We start from the raw sequence: 16245 nt of genomic DNA, 5'->3' as shown, positions 1-16245 counted from the left end.
GGCAGGCCGGGCGCGCTCCGCTTCAGGAGGCGTCCGGCCCTTCCTTCTGGGTGACCTCGATGACCTTGGTGAGCGCGGCGTGCAGCTGGAGCAGCTCGTCGAGGGGCATGCCGAGCCGGGCGAACACGGCCGGCGGGATCAGCTCCGCCTGCCGCCGCAGCTCCTGCCCCTCGGCGGTCAGCGTGACCGCGAGGAGCCGCTCGTCGTCGCGTGCCCGCTGCCGGCTGATCAGCCCGGCCGCCTCGAGCCGCTTCAGCAGCGGCGACAGCGTGCCCGGGTCGAGCTGGAGCAGGCCGCTGAGCTCTTTGACCGACAGCGGGGCCCGCTGCCACAGCGCCAGCATCACCAGATACTGCGGGTGGGTCAGGCCCATCGGCTCCAGCAGCGGCCGGTAGAGCGCGATGACGTTGCGCGAGGCCACCGCCAGGGCGAAGCACACCTGGCGCTCCAGGGCGAGCGGATCCTCGAGGTTGTCGGTCACGAGATCGAGTGTACACTGACGATTGGTACACCAACTATTGGCACACCAAGCGATTGGGTCTCGGGCATGTTCAAGCGGTCGCAGGGCACACCGAAAGATCGGTTCGGCGAGTTCTTCTTCAAGATCTTCGGCCCGGCGACCGTGGAGGGCGCCATCCAGGGCTGGCACCCCGAGGCCCGTGAGCAGTACAAGCAGCTTCGCGCCCGGCAGAAGGAGGCCGCCGCGCGCCGCGCCGAGGGGCAGTCGTGACACGAACGGGTGCGTCCTGACGGCCACCCGCACCCGACCGTCGGCAGCCGGGTCGGCCCCGACGGAGGTGTCGCCGGCCGTGTGCCCGTCAATACGCTCGGTGGCATGACGTGCCCGATCTGCGCCTTTCCGGGCAACGACGCCGCCGCGATCCGGTGCGCGAACTGCGGCTTCTCGATGCGGCCCGCACCGCCAAACCCCGAGCCGGCCGTCATCGCGCCTGAGCCGGGCCCGATCCCGGACGCCCACGGCCTGCCGCCGCTGCCCCCGCCGCACGTCTCGTGGCCGCCGGTCGCCTGGTCGCCGTCCCAGGACGCCCAGGACGCCGCCGTGCCGGCCTCATGGCCACCGATCTCCGGCCCACCGACCCCGGACCCACTGATCTCCGACCCACCGGTCTCCGGCTCGCCGGACTCCGGGCCGCCGTACGGCATGCCGGTCCCTGGGGCGCCGGTCTCCGGGCCGCCCGTCTCGCTGTCCCCGGCGCCGGGTCCGCCGCGCGGGCTCTACGCGGCGCCGCAGCGGTCCCGCGCCGGCGTCCCGCTGACCGTGATCGTCGCGGTGCTGGTGCTCGCCGGCGCCGTCATCGCCGTCGTACGGATGACCGGCGGGACCCGGTCCACCCCCGCGTCCGCCGGATCGACCGCCGGCGCGGCCTGGCCGAAGATCCCCGGGCAGTCAACCGGCCAGTCAGCCAGCCAGCCAACCGGGCAGTCAACCGGGCAGCCGGCGAGCCAGGGCCAGCCGACGCGGGTCGCGGCGCCGGGCGCGGCGACCGGCGACCCGCGGGCCCAGGCCGCCGCCGTCGACGCGGTGCTCGACGCCAGCGTCGCCAGCAGGACCAAGCTCAACGCCGCCATCGCCCGGGTCGACGACTGCACCGCCGTCGAGCAGGCGGTCGCCGACCTGCGCGCCGTCGGCACCGAGCGGCAGGCCCAGCTGGACGCCGTGGCCGCGGCCGACCTGTCCGCGCTCCCCGAGGGCGAGCAGCTCCGGGGCCTGCTCACCGACGCGCTGCGCTACTCCCTCGCCGCAGACCGCGGCTTCGTCCTGTGGGGCCAGGCCGTCCAGGCCGGCGGCTGCGACGGCGGCGGCCGGGCCGACTACCAGGCCGACTACCAGGAGGCGCAGCGCCAGTCGAGACTGGCCGGCGACGCGAAGGCGCGGTTCCTCGTGGTTTGGAACCCGGTCGCCGCCCGTCACGGCCTGCCCGACCGCTCCTCGGCCGGCATCTGACGCCACCGGACCGGCAGGTCAAGGGCCAGGACGAGGGCCGGAAGGCGGCGGACCCTCGATAGCGTGCATCGACGTACTCGAAATCGTCGATGGGAGGGCGCGATGACACGCTTCAGGCGTGTGCTGGTGTCGATGGCAGTGCCGCTGCTCGGGCTGGTCGGGGCGGTGGTGGCCGGGAGCCCCGCGGCGGCCGCGACCGACATCCGCGACCAGCTCGAGGCGGCCCCGGGCGTGACCGTGCTGGAGGAGCAGCCGGTCGCCGCGCCGTACCGGTTCTTCGTCCTGAGCATCACCCAGCCGGTCGACCACCTGCGGCCGTCGGCGGGCACGTTCCAGCAGCGGTTCACGCTCCTGCACCGGGGCACCGACCGGCCGACGGTGCTGCACACGACCGGCTACAACGTCCCGGGGTACGCGTTCCGCTCCGAGCCCACCCGGCTCGTCGACGGCAACCAGATCTCCGTCGAGCAGCGGTACTTCACCCCGTCGCGGCCCGACCCGGCGGACTGGTCGAAGCTCACGATCTGGCAGGCCGCCACCGACCACCACCGTCTCGTCGCCGCGCTCAAGCCGATCTACTCGCAGAAGTGGATCTCGACGGGCGCCAGCAAGGGCGGCATGACCTCGATCTACCACCGCCGCTTCTACCCCAGTGACGTCGACGGCACGGTCGCCTACGTCGCGCCGCAGGACGTCAACAACGCGGAGGACTCGGCGTACGACCGGTTCTTCACCAAGGTGGGCACCGCGCAGTGCCGGGCCGCGCTCGACGCCGTGCAGGTCGAGGCGCTGCGCCGCCGCGCGGAACTCGTCGCCCGCTACGAGGCGTGGGCCGCGGCCAACGCCCGCACGTTCACGGTCGTCGGCAGCGCCGACAGGGCGTTCGAGTTCATGGTGAACGGCACGACCTGGGCGTTCTGGCAGTACAGCCTGGAGAGCGACTGCGTCGACGTGCCGGCGCCGACCGCGTCCAGCGACGACATCTGGGCGTGGCTGGACGCCATCTACGGCATCGACTCCAACACGGACCAGGGCGTGAACCCCTACGTCCCGTACTACTTCCAGGCGGCCTACCAGCTGGGTTACCCGGACGTGTCGCTGCCGCACCTCGCCGGCCTCCAGCACTACCGGGGCCAGGACCGGGCGCAGTCCTATATCCCGCGCGACATCGTGCCGCGCTTCCAGCCCTTTGCGATGGACGACATCGACGTGTGGGTGAAGCTCTTCGGTCGGCGGCTGCTGTTCGTGTACGGCCAGAACGACCCCTGGGGCGCGGAGCCCTTCCGCCTCGGGCCGGGCACGAGGGACTCGCTGTCCTACACGGCGGCCGGCTACAACCACGGCTCGAACATCAGCCGCCTCACCCCGGCGGAGTCCGCGACCGCGACGGCGGCCGTGCAGCGCTGGGCGGGGGTGTCCGCCCCGGCGGCGCTCGCCCCGGCGGCCCCGTCGTACATCTCCTCCCTCGACGACCGCGACCCGGCCCTGGACCGGCGGTTCAACCTCCGCTAGGAGACCGTGGGCCCGCCCCGTTACGGGGCGGGCTCATCCGAGCGGCGGCGTGCGCCGGGCTTCTCCACGTCTGGAAGCCGGCTGGGGGGTCGCCGCGGCGGCTGTCCGGTCCGGGTCAGGAAGCGGACGGGGCCGGGACGGCGGTCGTGGGGGCCGGGGCGGTGGACGCGGCCGGTGGGCCGGGTCGGCGGTTGCCGCCCTGTCCGGGGCCCTGTCCGGGGTTCTGGCCCGGGTTCTGCCCGGGACGGACCCCGCGGCCGTTGCCTTCGCGGCTGCTGGGGCGGAATCCGTTGTCGCCGCGGTCGTTGCGGTCGATCTTGATCCGGTCGTCGCCGCGGTGGCCGTCGCCGAAGACCGCCACACCGGCGGCGACGATGCCCCCGCCCAGGCAGCAGCCGAGCACCAGGCCGGCGGCGCCGACCAGCACCGGGACGCGGGACCTCCGCCAGCGGCTGCCCGCCGGGTGGGTCCGGAGCGGGGCCGCGGGTGCCGCGTGGCCCGCGGGCGGCGGCTCCGCCGCCCAGACCGGCTCGCCCGGCGCGGGGTCGGGCGTGGCGGCGGCGGCCGGGGCAGCGCCAGCGGCGGCCGGGGCAGCGGCGGCCGGGGCAGCAGCGGCCGGGGCAGCAGCGGCCGGGGTGGCAGCGGCCGGGGTGGCAGCGGGCGCGGCGGCAGCAGGAGCGGCCAGGGGCGCGGCGGCCGGGTCGCTGTGGGCGGGGGTGCTCACCGTCGGGGCGTCCCGGGTCGGGTCGGCGGCAGGCCGGTCCGGGTCGTCCGGGAGTGGTTTCGTGTCGCTCATCAGTGGTCCTCCGGTGCGGGGCGGTGTGGGGCCGACGCTGCCAGCATCGGCCCCGCACCTAAGCTTCGTGTTTAACGTCGTTTCGCCTTCCGGTGGGGCCTGGCGTTGGTCTTCTTGACCGCTGGATAGCGGGTTGCGGGTGTCGACTTTCGACCTTTCGGTCGTCCGGGGCCTGGGCGGGAGGGTTTCGGTGGGTTGGTTGGGCTGCCGATGCGTGGCAGTAGGTGGGCGAAACCGGCCCGGACCCGGCCGGGGGTCATCTTCTCGGCCGCCAGTGGTGGCTGCCAGGGCAGCCGGTGGTCGCCGACGTGGTCGCGGGCCAGGCGCAGTTGGGTCAACGCGGCGAGGATGAGCCAGGTCCACCGGTCGGCTTGCTCGGGGGTACGCACTTTCGGGGTGGTCGCGCCGAGCGTTTGTTTCGCGAAGCGGATCGTGTGCTCGATATCGAACCTGCGGATGTATGCCCGCCAGACCCGGTCCAGGTCGACGGTGGTGCCTGGGGGTCCGGTCCACCACAGCCACAGGGTCTTGGGTTGGCGGTGGCGTCGGCCGGGCAGGCGGGAGACCCGCAGCCGGATGATGGTGCCCTCCACGATGGTGATGGCCCCGTTCGGGTCGCGGTACGTCTGCTGGAGGGGGTGCAGCCGGTGCCAGGCGTGTACCTCGACGTGGCCGTACTGCTCGTTTTCACCGGTGTGTTTCGCGTCCGGTGCTGGCCAGGTGCCCGGTTCGTCGCAGCTGAACCGGGCGCCGTGGCGGCGGGGACGCCCGCCCCGCCCTGGTTGGTGTGGCGGCGGTGGGCCGAAGAATTTTCGGTCGTCGCGGATACGTACCACGATCTGGGCATCGGCATCGCGGAGCCCGACGGTGAGTTGGACGGGGTCGAAGCCGGCGTCGAAGGCGAACAGTGGGGTGGCCGGTGGCGGGCCCAGCCGTGGCAACAGGGCCTGGATGTGGGCTACCGCGACGGTGTTGAGGTTGTCCTGGACAGCCAGGCGGTGCACGTCGGTCGGCGCGGTCCACGAGTCCGCCGTCTGGGACAGCCCGGCGAGCCACAGGTACGACCAGCCGGCCACGATGGGTTGCCCGTTGGAGTGTCGGGACGGGTGGTAGTAGAACCCCCGCTCGGGGGAGCATTCTGCGTCGCAGCGCGCCCAGGTCGTGGCGTCCACGGCGAAGTCTGGCGGCCAGCCGGCGGGCCGGTGCGCGGCCAGCGTGTCGCGCAGCAGGTCGGTGTCGATGTCGCCGTGGGCGAGGGCGGCGTATGCGCTGCCGTGCCCGCGGTAGGCGCTGGGGGCCAGGGTGAGGTGGGCGACACCGGCCACCGGCATCGGGCAGCACAACCCATCAAGCAGTTCGAACAGCCCGTCCGCGCGGGCGGTCAGGCAGTCGTAGCACTCGTTGCGGAAGCGATGCAGTTCGTCTTGGTCGGTCTCGGCCGGGTGAGGGACACTAGCTGGGACGGTCATCTTGTCACCACTTGGGCAGATTCTTCTCTACTCCCAGAGTGGCAAGATGGCCGCCCCACGTCGACATCGGGGTGCGTAAGCCCAGGTCAGAGGTTAAAAGCGAAGCTAAGAGCGACCGGCAGTAGGTGTCACTTGAGTCTGCGGGTGGTGGGTCGGGTGTCCCAGCGGTAGAGGGTGCGGGCTCGTTGGATGAGTTGACGGATTGTGACGATGGCGGCGGCCAGGTACAGGTAGAAGTCGATGGTCTGGGCGTCGCGGTCGGTGCAGCGGCGGATCTTGCCGAAGCCGTTCATCCACGAGTTCGTCCGCTCTACCACCCAGCGTTTGCCGATCTGGATCGGGGCGGGTACGCCCTTGCGGGCGATCTGCGCGTCGAAGCCGAGCTCGTCGAGCAGGTCACGGCTGCGGTTGTTGTCGTAGCCGCGGTCCAGATGCGCGGTGACCTGATCAGGCCAGTGGTGCCGCAGCTGGGTGCTGCACGCGGCGAAGGTGTCGCGCAGCAGCGGGGAGTCGTGCCGGTTGGCGGTGGCGCCGACGATGCCGAGCGGGATGCCGTACCCGTCCACGCCGGTCGAGCGTTTCATGCCGCCCTTGCCACGGTCGACCGGTGACCGGCCGGCCCGGTCCCCGCCGCACGGTGCTTTCGTGATCGCGCCGTCGGCGCTGACGTCGGCCAGGTCCAGGCCGATCATCCGGTCGTAGGCGTCCAGGGCCAGCTCGTGGATCTGCTCGCCGAGCCCGGCGTCGGCCCACAGCCGCAGACGCCGGCGGATCGTGCGGTCAGAACAGGTGTCCGAGGCGACGCGTTCATACCCGGATCCGTGGACCAGCGCGGCGATGACGTGCTCGAACACGACCCGGTCCGGGATCCGGCGGCGGTGACAACCGAGGGGATGCGCCGGGTCGAACTCGGGTTGTTCAGGCCACAGCGCGGCGAACTGGACCCAGACAGGCTCGAACAACGATGATGGCAGCGCAGGCACGGGACTCCATCGGTTACGAAGCGTAGAGAACTCCGATAATCAATGGACCCGTGCCTGCCTCGCACCCGGGGTCCCCACCCGCCCAGATCCTGACCTATTGCCGGTCGCTCTAAGCTTGAGTTTTATCCCTTGAGTGCCTGATTGTTGACTTTTGGTGTGTCCACTGTGGACTTCTTCTTGCCGACTGGGTAGCGGGTTCGCGGAGGCCGGGTGCTACCCACGGGACGGCCGGGACCAGGATTGGTGGTTTTCGGCCTACCGGCCGGAGTGCCCAGATGCCGGCGCAGGTTACGGAAACCCCGGCGGACCCGTCCAGGGGTCATCGACCGCCCCGCAGGGATCGTCTTCTCCCAGGGACGGCGTAGATCAGTCGTGAGGGTCTTCGCCAGCCGCAGCTGGGCGTGCGCGGCCAGGATCAGCCATGTCCAGCGTTCACCCTGCTCAGGAGTACGAATCTGCGGGGCGGTCCAGCCCAGGGTGGACTTGAGCAGCCGGAAGGTGTGTTCCACATCGAACCGGCGGAGGTAGGTCTTCCACAGCAGGTCCAGGTCAAAGACGGTGCCCGGTGGTGCGGTGTGCCACAGCCACAGGTCTTGCGGCGCCCGGTTGCCGGGCAGACGCTCGACCTGGATGCGGATCACGGTGCCAGCCACGACCGGTAGCACCCCCTCGAAGTCGGTCCAGCCGGCCTGTCTGGACAGTTTCTGGTGCAGCCCGTGCCACGCGCTGACCATCACCTCGCCGTATCGCGGGTTCTGCCCACGCAGCCGCTGATCGGGCGCCGGAAGCGCTGTCGGCTTGGACAGTTCGAACCGGCTGCCGTGCTTCCTGGGCCGGCCCGGCCGACCGTCCTTGCGTCGCTTGGGTGCCGGTGCGTAGAACACCCGGTCGCTGCGCACCCGACCCAGGACCTGCACACCCAGACCGTCGAGTCCGGCGAGATAGGTGATGCGGGTCAGGTCGTATCCGGAGTCGAACGTGAACACCGGCGCGGGCCGCCGCGCGAGCGTCCCGGCCTCCTCCAGACGGGCCAGCACATTGGCGATCTGGGCGACCGTCACCACCGTCACGTCGTCGTCCGGGCCGATACGCACCACGTCCAGCAGCGCGGTCCACGACGACGCACCCCACTCCAACCCGGCGGCGAAGGAGAACGGCCAGCCCGGAATCGTCTTGCGGGATCCGTCGCAACGGCAGGAGGTGTAGCAGTGACACAGCCCCGCAGAGGTCACCGCGTCCGGCCGTGGCCACGCCGAGGTATCCACCGCGATCTTCACCGGACCGTCGTCGGCGGGCTGCCACGACGACGCGATCAGCCCAGCCAGCTGTTCAACGTCGAGATCACCACAGGCCAGCGCGTCATACAACGCCCCGTGTCCACGCCGGAACACCTTCTCCTGCGACAGTTCCACCAGGGAGTCCACCGGACCATCAGCGGTCAACACCGCATCCACGAGCTCGAACAACGCGTCCGCGCGTCTGCTGAAGCACGCATACAATCCGGCTCGGAACGCGACCAATGCCGCACGACACACCGAGGCATCTGTTGCCACCACAGCCTGCAAACCTGGCATAGTAGGCCCCACGGCCACCCCGCATCCTTCGAAGCTTCAGCACTCCGAATGATCACGGGTGGCCGTACCCATATCCTTGCGACACACCGAAACGGCCCGGACGATCTTCTGATCGCCCGGGCCGTTGGTTAAATCTCAAGCTAAGCTTGAGTTTTATCCTTTGAGTGCCTGCTTGCGGGCTTTCAGAATGTCCACTGTGGACTTCTTCTTGCCGACTGGGTAGCGGGTTCGTGGGGGCCGGGTGCTGCCCTTGGGACGGCCGGGGCCGGGAGTGGTCGTTTTCGGCCTACTGGCCGGAGTGCCCAGATGCCGGCGCAGGTTACGGAAACCCCGGCGGACCCGTCCAGGGGTCATCGACCGCCCGGCAGGGATCGTCTTCTCCCAGGGACGGCGTAGATCGGTCGTGAGAGTCTTCGCCAGCCGCAGCTGTGCGTGTGCGGCCAGGATCAGCCATGTCCAGCGTTCACCTTGTTGTGGAGTACGGATCTGCGGGGCGGTCCAGCCCAGACTGGACTTGAGCAGCCGGAAGGTGTGTTCCACATCGAACCGGCGAAGGTAGGTCTTCCACAGCAGGTCCAGGTCAAAGACGATGCCCGGTGGTGCGGTGTGCCACAGCCACAGGTCTTCCGGCGCCCGGTTGCCGGGCAGACGCTCGACCTGGATGCGGATCACGGTGCCAGCCACGACCGGCAGGACCCCCTCGAAGCCGGTCCAGCCGGCCTGTCTGGACAGTTTCTGGTGCAGCCCGTGCCACGCGCTGACCATCACCTCGCCGTATCGCGGGTTCTGCCCACGCAGCCGCTGAGTGGGTGCCGGAAGCGATGCCGGCTTGGACAGTTCGAAACGGCTGCCGTGTCTCTTGGGCCGGCCCGGGCGGCCGTCCTTGCGCCCCTTGGGTGCCGGTGCATAGAACACCCGGTCGCTGCGCACCCGACCCAGGACCTGCACACCCAGACCATCGCGTTCGGCGAGATAGGTGATGCGGGTCAGGTCGTATCCGGAGTCGAACGTGAACACCGGCGCGGGCCGCCGCGCGAGCGTCCCGGCCGCGTCCAGGCGGGCGAGCACGTTGCCGATCTGGGCGACGGTCACCACCGTCGCGTCGTCGTCGGGGCCGATACGCACCGCGTCCAGCAGCGCGGTCCACGACGAGGCACCCCACTCCAACCCGGCGGCGAAGGAGAACGGCCAGCCCGGAATCGTCTTGCGGGATCCGTCGCAACGGCAGGAGGTGTAGCAGTGGCACAGCCCCGCAGAGGTCACCGCGTCCGGCCGTGGCCACGCCGAGGTATCCACCGCGATCTTCACCGGACCGTCGTCGGCGGGCTGCCACGACGACGCGATCAGCCCAGCCAGCTGTTCAACGTCGAGGTCACCACAAGCCAGCGCGTCATACAACGCCCCGTGTCCACGCCGGAACACCTTCTCCTGCGACAGTTCCACCAGAGAGTCCACCGGACCCTCGACGGTCAACACCGCATCCACGAGCTCGAACAACGCGTCCGCGCGTCTGTCGAAGCACGCATACAACCCGGCCCGGAACGCGACCAACGCCGCACGACACACCGAGGCATCCGTTGCCACCACGGCCTTCAAACCTGGCATAGTAGGCCCCACGGCCACCCCGCATCCTTCGAAGCTTCAGCACTCCGAATGATCACGGGTGGCCGTACCCATATCCTTGCGACACACCGAAACGGCCCGGACGATCTTCTGATCGTCCGGGCCGTTGGTTAAATCTCAAGCTAAGCTTCGCTTTTAACCTCTGACCTGGGCTTACGCACCCCGATGTCGACGTGGGGCGGCCATCTTGCCACTCTGGGAGTAGAGAAGAATCTGCCCAAGTGGTGACAAGATGACCGTCCCAGCTAGTGTCCCTCACCCGGCCGAGACCGACCAAGACGAACTGCATCGCTTCCGCAACGAGTGCTACGACTGCCTGACCGCCCGCGCGGACGGGCTGTTCGAACTGCTTGATGGGTTGTGCTGCCCGATGCCGGTGGCCGGTGTCGCCCACCTCACCCTGGCCCCCAGCGCCTACCGCGGGCACGGCAGCGCATACGCCGCCCTCGCCCACGGCGACATCGACACCGACCTGCTGCGCGACACGCTGGCCGCGCACCGGCCCGCCGGCTGGCCGCCAGACTTCGCCGTGGACGCCACGACCTGGGCGCGCTGCGACGCAGAATGCTCCCCCGAGCGGGGGTTCTACTACCACCCGTCCCGACACTCCAACGGGCAACCCATCGTGGCCGGCTGGTCGTACCTGTGGCTCGCCGGGCTGTCCCAGACGGCGGACTCGTGGACCGCGCCGACCGACGTGCACCGCCTGGCTGTCCAGGACAACCTCAACACCGTCGCGGTAGCCCACATCCAGGCCCTGTTGCCACGGCTGGGCCCGCCACCGGCCACCCCACTGTTCGCCTTCGACGCCGGCTTCGACCCCGTCCAACTCACCGTCGGGCTCCGCGATGCCGATGCCCAGATCGTGGTACGTATCCGCGACGACCGAAAATTCTTCGGCCCACCGCCGCCACACCAACCAGGGCGGGGCGGGCGTCCCCGCCGCCACGGCGCCCGGTTCAGCTGCGACGAACCGGGCACCTGGCCAGCACCGGACGCGAAACACACCGGTGAAAACGAGCAGTACGGCCACGTCGAGGTACACGCCTGGCACCGGCTGCACCCCCTCCAGCAGACGTACCGCGACCCGAACGGGGCCATCACCATCGTGGAGGGCACCATCATCCGGCTGCGGGTCTCCCGCCTGCCCGGCCGACGCCACCGCCAACCCAAGACCCTGTGGCTGTGGTGGACCGGACCCCCAGGCACCACCGTCGACCTGGACCGGGTCTGGCGGGCATACATCCGCAGGTTCGATATCGAGCACACGATCCGCTTCGCGAAACAAACGCTCGGCGCGACCACCCCGAAAGTGCGTACCCCCGAGCAAGCCGACCGGTGGACCTGGCTCATCCTCGCCGCGTTGACCCAACTGCGCCTGGCCCGCGACCACGTCGGCGACCACCGGCTGCCCTGGCAGCCACCACTGGCGGCCGAGAAGATGACCCCCGGCCGGGTCCGGGCCGGTTTCGCCCACCTACTGCCACGCATCGGCAGCCCAACCAACCCACCGAAACCCTCCCGCCCAGGCCCCGGACGACCGAAAGGTCGAAAGTCGACACCCGCAACCCGCTATCCAGCGGTCAAGAAGACCAACGCCAGGCCCCACCGGAAGGCGAAACGACGTTAAACACGAAGCTAAGAGCGCCGGTCCGCGACCTTAAGAGTTGGATGAGAAAACGAGCGCTTCCCGTGCCTCGGTGAGCACGGCGTGCGATGTCGACGTGGTCAGGATGTGCTCGAGGGCCTTGCGGTGCGCGACGGTGAGCGCGTCGCCGGCCGCGACGGCGATGTCGGGGACGACGCCGGTGCCTTCCCAGTTGGTGCCGGTGACCGGGTTGACCGAGCGGGCGTTGGGCACCGCGACCTCCAGCGTCGGCGAGACCGGGAAGCGGTCGGTCGGGTGCGCGCCGCCCCGGGTCACCTCGCCGACGAGCGTGGCCCTGCCCAGGGCCTTGAGGTTGTAGGCGAACTCTTCCCCGGCGGAGAAGGTGAAGGCGCTGGTCAGCACGTAGACCGGCCGGTCGAGGTAGCGGCGGCCCGGCACGTACGCCAGGGTCCAGAACTGCCGTGTGCGGGTCGTGCGGCCGTCGTAGATGTCGTTGAGGTGGGTGTCGGAGTCGGGGAACAGGTAGCTGAGCCACAGCTGGACCCCGTCGGGGTCGCCGCCCTTGTTGCGGCGCAGGTCGAAGACGAGCGCGCCGGTGTGGGCGACCAGCTCCATCGCGGCGGTGACCGCGGCGCCGGCGGTGCCCGGTGCGGCGACGCCGCGCAGGTCGATGTAGCCGACGTTGCCGTCGAGCCGCTGCACGGCGGCGATGTGGTGGCCGGCGAGCCGCTGCGCTTCCAGCCAGGCGGCCTCGGCCTCCTCCGGCGTGACGGCGGCGCGGTGGTCGGGTGAGCGGACGAGCAGCCGCAGGTGCTTGTCGCCGCTGACCGCGTGGAAGCACTCGGTCACCCGGGCGGCGAGGTCGTCGTCGCCGAGGTCGTCGAACTCGCCGGCCGCGGCGCGGGCCTCGATCGCGGTGACGACCTCCGCGGCGACGGACGGGAAGATGTAGTGCTGCCGGACGAGGTCGAGCACGTCGGTGAGCAGTTGCATGGGTGGATCCCTTCGCACTTCAGGTCACAGGTGGTCGCAGACCCGGGCGTGCGTGGTGCCGCGAGAAGGCCTCAGCGGCGGACGGTGACGCCCGGGCGGTGGCAGGCGCGCTCCATGGCGTCACCCCCTTCGTCGTGCATCGGAGAGCAGCAGCATAGCCGCTCGACGGTTGACGGCCGTCCCGAAAAACATACACTCCAAGTGCATATACTCCGCTGGGATCGAAGGAGGGGCATGAGCGAACATGTGGGGCGGCTGGCGGGACGGGTCGCCGTCGTCACCGGTGCGAGCCGGGGCATCGGCTTTGGCATCGCCCGGCGGTTCGTGGAGGAAGGCGCCAAGGTCTGCATCACCGCCCGCAAGCCGGACGCCCTGGAGGAGGCGGTCGGCGCGCTCGGCGGGCCGGTCAACGCGGTCGCCGTCGCGGGCCGCGCCGACGACCCGGAGCACCGCGCCGAGACGGTCCGGCGCGTCGCGGACCTGTTCGGGGTGCCGGACATCCTCGTCAACAACACCGGGATCAACCCCGTCTACGGGTCGCTGCTGGAGCTCGACCTGGACGCCGCCCGCAAGATCTTCGAGGTCAACGTGGTCAGCGCGCTCGGCTGGGTGCAGGAGGTGTTCCGCAAGCCGCCGCCGCGGGGCGGGGCGGTCGTGAACGTGTCGTCGGTGTCGGCGATCCACCCGCCGGCCGGGATCGCGTTCTACGGCGTCACCAAGGCGGCGCTCAACCACCTGACGTCGTGCCTGGCCACCGAGCTGGCGCCGGCGGTGCGGGTCAACGCGGTCGCGCCGGCGGTGGTGAAGACGCGCTTCGCCGCCGCGCTGTACGAGGGGCGCGAGGAGGACGTCGCCGCGCTGTACCCGATGCGCAGGCTCGGCGTGCCGGGCGACGTGGCGGGTGCCGTGGCGTACCTGGCCTCCGACGAGGCGAGCTGGGTCACCGGCCAGACCCTCGTCGTAGACGGCGGCGTCACCCTGGCGAGGCGGGCCGGATGAGCGGGCTGCAGCTCAACGGCGCCGCGGTCGTCATCACCGGGGGAGGGTCCGGGATCGGCGCCGCCCTCGCCCGCCGGCTCGCCGGCCTCGGCGCGCAGATCGTCGTCAACGACCTCGACGCCGGCGCCGCCCGCCGCGTCGCGTACGAGATCGACGGCCTCGCGTTCTCCGGCGACGTCGCCGACCCCGACGAGGTCGACCGGCTCGTCGACTTCGCCTGGGACAAGCTCGGCGCCCTCGACCTGTTCTGCGCCAATGCCGGCGTCGCCCCCGGCGGCGACGCGACCGCCCCCGACGCCGCCTGGCAGCAGGCCTGGCAGGTGAACGTGATGGCGCACGTGTACGCCTCCCGGGCGCTGCTGCCCCGCTGGCTCGCCAAGGGCCGCGGCCGGCTCCTCGCCACCGTGTCCGCGGCGGGCATGCTGACGCTGCTCGGCAAGGCGCCGTACGCGGTCACCAAGCACGCCGCGTTCGCCTACGCGGAGTGGCTGCGCGTCACGTACGCCCACCGCGGCATCGTCGTGCAGGCGCTGTGCCCGCAAGGGGTGAAGACGCCGATGCTGGCCCGCGGCGAGGGCCCCAGCCGCGGCCTGCTGGACCGGTCGGCGCTCACCCCGGAGCAGGTCGCGGACCGGGTCGTCGAGGGGCTCGCGGGCGAGGAGTTCCTGATCCTGCCGCACCCCGAGGTGGCCACGTACTACGCCCGCCGCGCCGAGGACCCCGACCGGTGGCTCAACGGCATGAACCGGCTCCAGCAGAAGATCGACCAGGGCAGGCTGTGATGGACTTCGAATTCGACGCCGTGACGCAGGGCTACCGCGAGCGGCTCCTGGCGTTCATGGACGAGCACGTGTACCCGGCGGAGGCGCGGCCGCACGCGGAGGCCCTCGACGAGCTCCGCCTGGAGGCCCGCCGGCGCGGGCTGTGGAACCTGTTCCTGACCGGCGAGCACGGCCCCGGGCTGACGAACCTGCAGTACGCGCCCCTCGCCGAGATCATGGGTCGCAGCCCGTCGCTGGCCCCCGCCGCCCTCAACTGCGCCGCCCCCGACACGGGCAACATGGAGCTCCTCGCCGGGTTCGGCACCGGGGAGCAGCGCGACCGGTGGCTGAAACCGTTGCTGGACGCCCGGATCCGGTCCGCGTTCTGCATGACGGAGCCCGACGTCGCCTCCTCGGACGCCACGAACATCGCCACCCGCATCGAGCGCGACGGCGACTCGTACGTCATCAACGGCCGGAAGTGGTTCGCCACCGGCGCGATGAGCCCGCACTGCGAGCTGCTGATCGTGATGGGCAAGTCGGATCCGGCGGCCGACCGGCACCGGCAGCAGAGCATGATCCTGGTGCCGCGCGACACCCCCGGCGTCGTCATCCGCCGCGGCCTGCGCACCTTCGGCTACGACGACGGCGACCACGGCGGTCACGCCGAGATCGATTTCGCCGGTGTACGGGTCCCGGCCGGCCATCTGATCGGCGGCGAGGGCGACGGCTTCGCGATCGCCCAGGCGCGCCTCGGCCCGGGCCGCATCCACCACTGCATGCGGCTCATCGGCATGGCCGAACGCGCCCTGGAGCTCATGTGCCGGCGGGTCACGGCCCGGGTCGCGTTCGGTCGGCCCCTCGCGGAGCAGGGCGTCGTGCGGGACTGGATCGCGGAGTCGCGGGTCCGCATCGAGCAGGCCCGGCTGCTGGTGCTCAAGACCGCGTGGCTGATGGACCGCGTCGGCAACCAGGGCGCCCACACCGAGATCCAGGCCATCAAGATCGCGGTTCCGTCCACTGTGGAATGGATCGTGGACAAGGCGGTCCAGGCGCACGGCGCGGCCGGCGTCAGCCAGGACACGCCGCTGGCCGGGCTGTGGGCGAAGGCCCGCACGATCCGCATCGCCGACGGGCCCGACGAGGTGCACCGGCGCTCGCTCGCCCGCCGCGAGCTGCGCCGGTGGGTCAGCTCTTGAGGAAGTCGACGAGGGCCGGCGCGTACGCGGGGGACCGCAGCGCGGTCATGTGGTCGCCGCTCACCGCCTTCCAGCGCGCGTCCGGGATCGCGGCGGCGAGCACCTCGGGGCGCGCGGCGAGGACGTCGTCCTGCCCGACCAGGACGAGCGTCGGCGCGGTGATCCGGTCGAGCGCGATCGGCGTGCGGTGTGCGGCGTGGACCTGCGCGGCGAGGGCGGCCCGGTCCGCGCCGACGGCGTCGGCGAGCATGCGGAACGCGGCGGCCGGGGACGCCTCGACCGCCGCCGGCGACGACGTGAGCAGCACCGCGGCGACCTCGGCCGGCGGCATGACCCGGGTGTCGAGGCCACCGAGCTCGACGACCCCCGCGCCGACCCCGGACAGCACCAGCCGCCGCACCCGCGGGCCGTTCCCGGCGGCGAAGATGGCCGACACGACCGCGCCCATCGAGTACCCGACCAGGTCCACCGTGTCGAGGCCGAGGGTGTCGAGCAGGCAGCCGAGGTCGCGGGCCATGGCGGGCTCGCCGTACCGGGCCGGGTCGTGCGGCTTGTCGGAGGCGCCGTGCCCGCGTGCGTCGGGCGCGACGACCCGCCGGCCGGCCGCGACCAGCGCGCCGACGACGCCGGGGACGGCGAAGTTGGTGGTGGCGTCGACCACGAAACCGTGGTGCAGCACCACGGGTGGCGCCTCGGAAGGCTCGCCCCACACCTGGTAGGCGATGCCGGTGCCGTCAAACGAAGTGAACCGCTCCATGTCG

Annotated in this window: 15 protein-coding genes; 7 read left to right on the top strand and 8 right to left on the bottom strand. The window is 71.2% G+C overall.

Annotated elements, in window-relative coordinates; all coding sequences use genetic code 11:
* Nucleotides 1-22: 22 nt before the first annotated feature.
* Nucleotides 23-481 (bottom strand): MarR family winged helix-turn-helix transcriptional regulator, encoded by a 459-nt coding sequence (locus ACQEVZ_RS56940; RefSeq protein WP_344504801.1) that lies wholly within the window; start codon nt 479-481, stop codon nt 23-25.
* 66 nt (nt 482-547) lie between these two features.
* On the opposite strand from ACQEVZ_RS56940, the gene ACQEVZ_RS56935 reads away from it, so the two are divergent.
* The 3 genes from ACQEVZ_RS56935 (at nt 548) to ACQEVZ_RS56925 (ending at nt 3478) form a co-directional block, all read left to right on the top strand.
* Nucleotides 548-730 carry a hypothetical protein gene (locus tag ACQEVZ_RS56935; protein WP_433384683.1) on the top strand — a complete coding sequence of 61 codons (183 nt, stop codon included), beginning with the start codon at nt 548-550 and terminating at the stop codon, nt 728-730.
* Between the two features lie 105 nt (nt 731-835).
* Complete coding sequence (locus ACQEVZ_RS56930; RefSeq protein ID WP_433384680.1) at nt 836-1966, top strand: hypothetical protein; 1131 nt, start codon at nt 836-838, stop codon at nt 1964-1966.
* Between the two features lie 102 nt (nt 1967-2068).
* Entirely contained in the window at nt 2069-3478 is a 1410-nt protein-coding gene (locus ACQEVZ_RS56925) for a S28 family serine protease (RefSeq protein ID WP_433384677.1), read from the top strand.
* A 115-nt stretch (nt 3479-3593) separates the two neighbouring features.
* Here the strand turns inward: ACQEVZ_RS56925 and ACQEVZ_RS56920 are convergent, their stop codons facing one another.
* The 5 genes from ACQEVZ_RS56920 to ACQEVZ_RS56900 all read right to left on the bottom strand — a co-directional run bounded on the left by ACQEVZ_RS56920 (nt 3594) and on the right by ACQEVZ_RS56900 (nt 9887).
* Nucleotides 3594-4274 carry a hypothetical protein gene (locus ACQEVZ_RS56920; RefSeq protein ID WP_433384674.1) on the bottom strand — a complete coding sequence of 227 codons (681 nt, stop codon included), beginning with the start codon at nt 4272-4274 and terminating at the stop codon, nt 3594-3596.
* A gap of 71 nt (nt 4275-4345) precedes the next feature.
* Entirely contained in the window at nt 4346-5743 is a 1398-nt protein-coding gene (locus ACQEVZ_RS56915) for an NF041680 family putative transposase (RefSeq protein ID WP_433384668.1), read from the bottom strand.
* 128 nt (nt 5744-5871) lie between these two features.
* A complete protein-coding gene (locus tag ACQEVZ_RS56910; RefSeq protein ID WP_433384671.1) occupies nt 5872-6726 on the bottom strand; it encodes an IS5 family transposase in 855 nt (284 codons plus the stop codon).
* A gap of 122 nt (nt 6727-6848) precedes the next feature.
* Nucleotides 6849-8300, bottom strand: coding sequence for an NF041680 family putative transposase (locus tag ACQEVZ_RS56905; RefSeq protein WP_433359946.1), 1452 nt, complete (start codon nt 8298-8300; stop codon nt 6849-6851).
* 153 nt (nt 8301-8453) lie between these two features.
* Nucleotides 8454-9887, bottom strand: coding sequence for an NF041680 family putative transposase (locus ACQEVZ_RS56900; protein ID WP_433386196.1), 1434 nt, complete (start codon nt 9885-9887; stop codon nt 8454-8456).
* 268 nt (nt 9888-10155) lie between these two features.
* On the opposite strand from ACQEVZ_RS56900, the gene ACQEVZ_RS56895 reads away from it, so the two are divergent.
* Nucleotides 10156-11553, top strand: a complete 1398-nt coding sequence (locus ACQEVZ_RS56895; protein WP_433384668.1) for an NF041680 family putative transposase — start codon at nt 10156-10158, stop codon at nt 11551-11553.
* A gap of 30 nt (nt 11554-11583) precedes the next feature.
* Here ACQEVZ_RS56895 and ACQEVZ_RS56890 read toward each other — a convergent pair whose 3' ends face one another.
* Nucleotides 11584-12525, bottom strand: a complete 942-nt coding sequence (locus ACQEVZ_RS56890; protein ID WP_433384665.1) for a S41 family peptidase — start codon at nt 12523-12525, stop codon at nt 11584-11586.
* 234 nt (nt 12526-12759) lie between these two features.
* Between ACQEVZ_RS56890 and ACQEVZ_RS56885 the strand changes: the two genes are divergently transcribed.
* Genes ACQEVZ_RS56885 through ACQEVZ_RS56875 form a run of 3 tightly spaced genes read left to right on the top strand, consistent with a single transcriptional unit; the run spans nt 12760 to nt 15484 of the window.
* A complete protein-coding gene (locus ACQEVZ_RS56885) occupies nt 12760-13524 on the top strand; it encodes an SDR family oxidoreductase (protein WP_433384662.1) in 765 nt (254 codons plus the stop codon).
* 5 nt (nt 13525-13529) lie between these two features.
* A complete protein-coding gene (locus ACQEVZ_RS56880) occupies nt 13530-14306 on the top strand; it encodes an SDR family NAD(P)-dependent oxidoreductase (protein WP_433386194.1) in 777 nt (258 codons plus the stop codon).
* Nucleotides 14306-15484: an acyl-CoA dehydrogenase family protein gene (locus ACQEVZ_RS56875; RefSeq protein WP_354891045.1), complete on the top strand. Its 1179-nt coding sequence runs from the start codon at nt 14306-14308 to the stop codon at nt 15482-15484. The genes ACQEVZ_RS56880 and ACQEVZ_RS56875 overlap by 1 nt, the downstream gene beginning before the upstream one ends.
* Here the strand turns inward: ACQEVZ_RS56875 and ACQEVZ_RS56870 are convergent.
* Nucleotides 15474-16241 carry an alpha/beta fold hydrolase gene (locus ACQEVZ_RS56870; RefSeq protein WP_433384659.1) on the bottom strand — a complete coding sequence of 256 codons (768 nt, stop codon included), beginning with the start codon at nt 16239-16241 and terminating at the stop codon, nt 15474-15476. The genes ACQEVZ_RS56875 and ACQEVZ_RS56870 overlap by 11 nt on opposite strands.
* Nucleotides 16242-16245 lie beyond the last annotated feature (4 nt).

Source organism: Dactylosporangium sp. CA-152071 (assembly GCF_050936335.1).
Lineage (GTDB): Bacteria > Actinomycetota > Actinomycetes > Mycobacteriales > Micromonosporaceae > Dactylosporangium > Dactylosporangium maewongense.
This window is presented reverse-complemented; position numbering and strand designations above follow the sequence as displayed.

What these genes read in the sequence shown, in the direction of transcription:
- ACQEVZ_RS56890 (WP_433384665.1), bottom strand. Translation starts at nt 12,525, where the DNA reads ATGCAACTGCTCACCGACGTGCTCGACCTCGTCCGGCAGCACTACATC.
- ACQEVZ_RS56920 (WP_433384674.1), bottom strand. Translation starts at nt 4,274, where the DNA reads ATGAGCGACACGAAACCACTCCCGGACGACCCGGACCGGCCTGCCGCC.
- ACQEVZ_RS56885 (WP_433384662.1), top strand. Translation starts at nt 12,760, where the DNA reads ATGAGCGAACATGTGGGGCGGCTGGCGGGACGGGTCGCCGTCGTCACC.
- ACQEVZ_RS56925 (WP_433384677.1), top strand. Translation starts at nt 2,069, where the DNA reads ATGACACGCTTCAGGCGTGTGCTGGTGTCGATGGCAGTGCCGCTGCTC.
- ACQEVZ_RS56895 (WP_433384668.1), top strand. Translation starts at nt 10,156, where the DNA reads ATGACCGTCCCAGCTAGTGTCCCTCACCCGGCCGAGACCGACCAAGAC.
- ACQEVZ_RS56870 (WP_433384659.1), bottom strand. Translation starts at nt 16,241, where the DNA reads ATGGAGCGGTTCACTTCGTTTGACGGCACCGGCATCGCCTACCAGGTG.
- ACQEVZ_RS56905 (WP_433359946.1), bottom strand. Translation starts at nt 8,300, where the DNA reads ATGCCAGGTTTGCAGGCTGTGGTGGCAACAGATGCCTCGGTGTGTCGT.
- ACQEVZ_RS56930 (WP_433384680.1), top strand. Translation starts at nt 836, where the DNA reads ATGACGTGCCCGATCTGCGCCTTTCCGGGCAACGACGCCGCCGCGATC.
- ACQEVZ_RS56875 (WP_354891045.1), top strand. Translation starts at nt 14,306, where the DNA reads ATGGACTTCGAATTCGACGCCGTGACGCAGGGCTACCGCGAGCGGCTC.
- ACQEVZ_RS56935 (WP_433384683.1), top strand. Translation starts at nt 548, where the DNA reads ATGTTCAAGCGGTCGCAGGGCACACCGAAAGATCGGTTCGGCGAGTTC.
- ACQEVZ_RS56915 (WP_433384668.1), bottom strand. Translation starts at nt 5,743, where the DNA reads ATGACCGTCCCAGCTAGTGTCCCTCACCCGGCCGAGACCGACCAAGAC.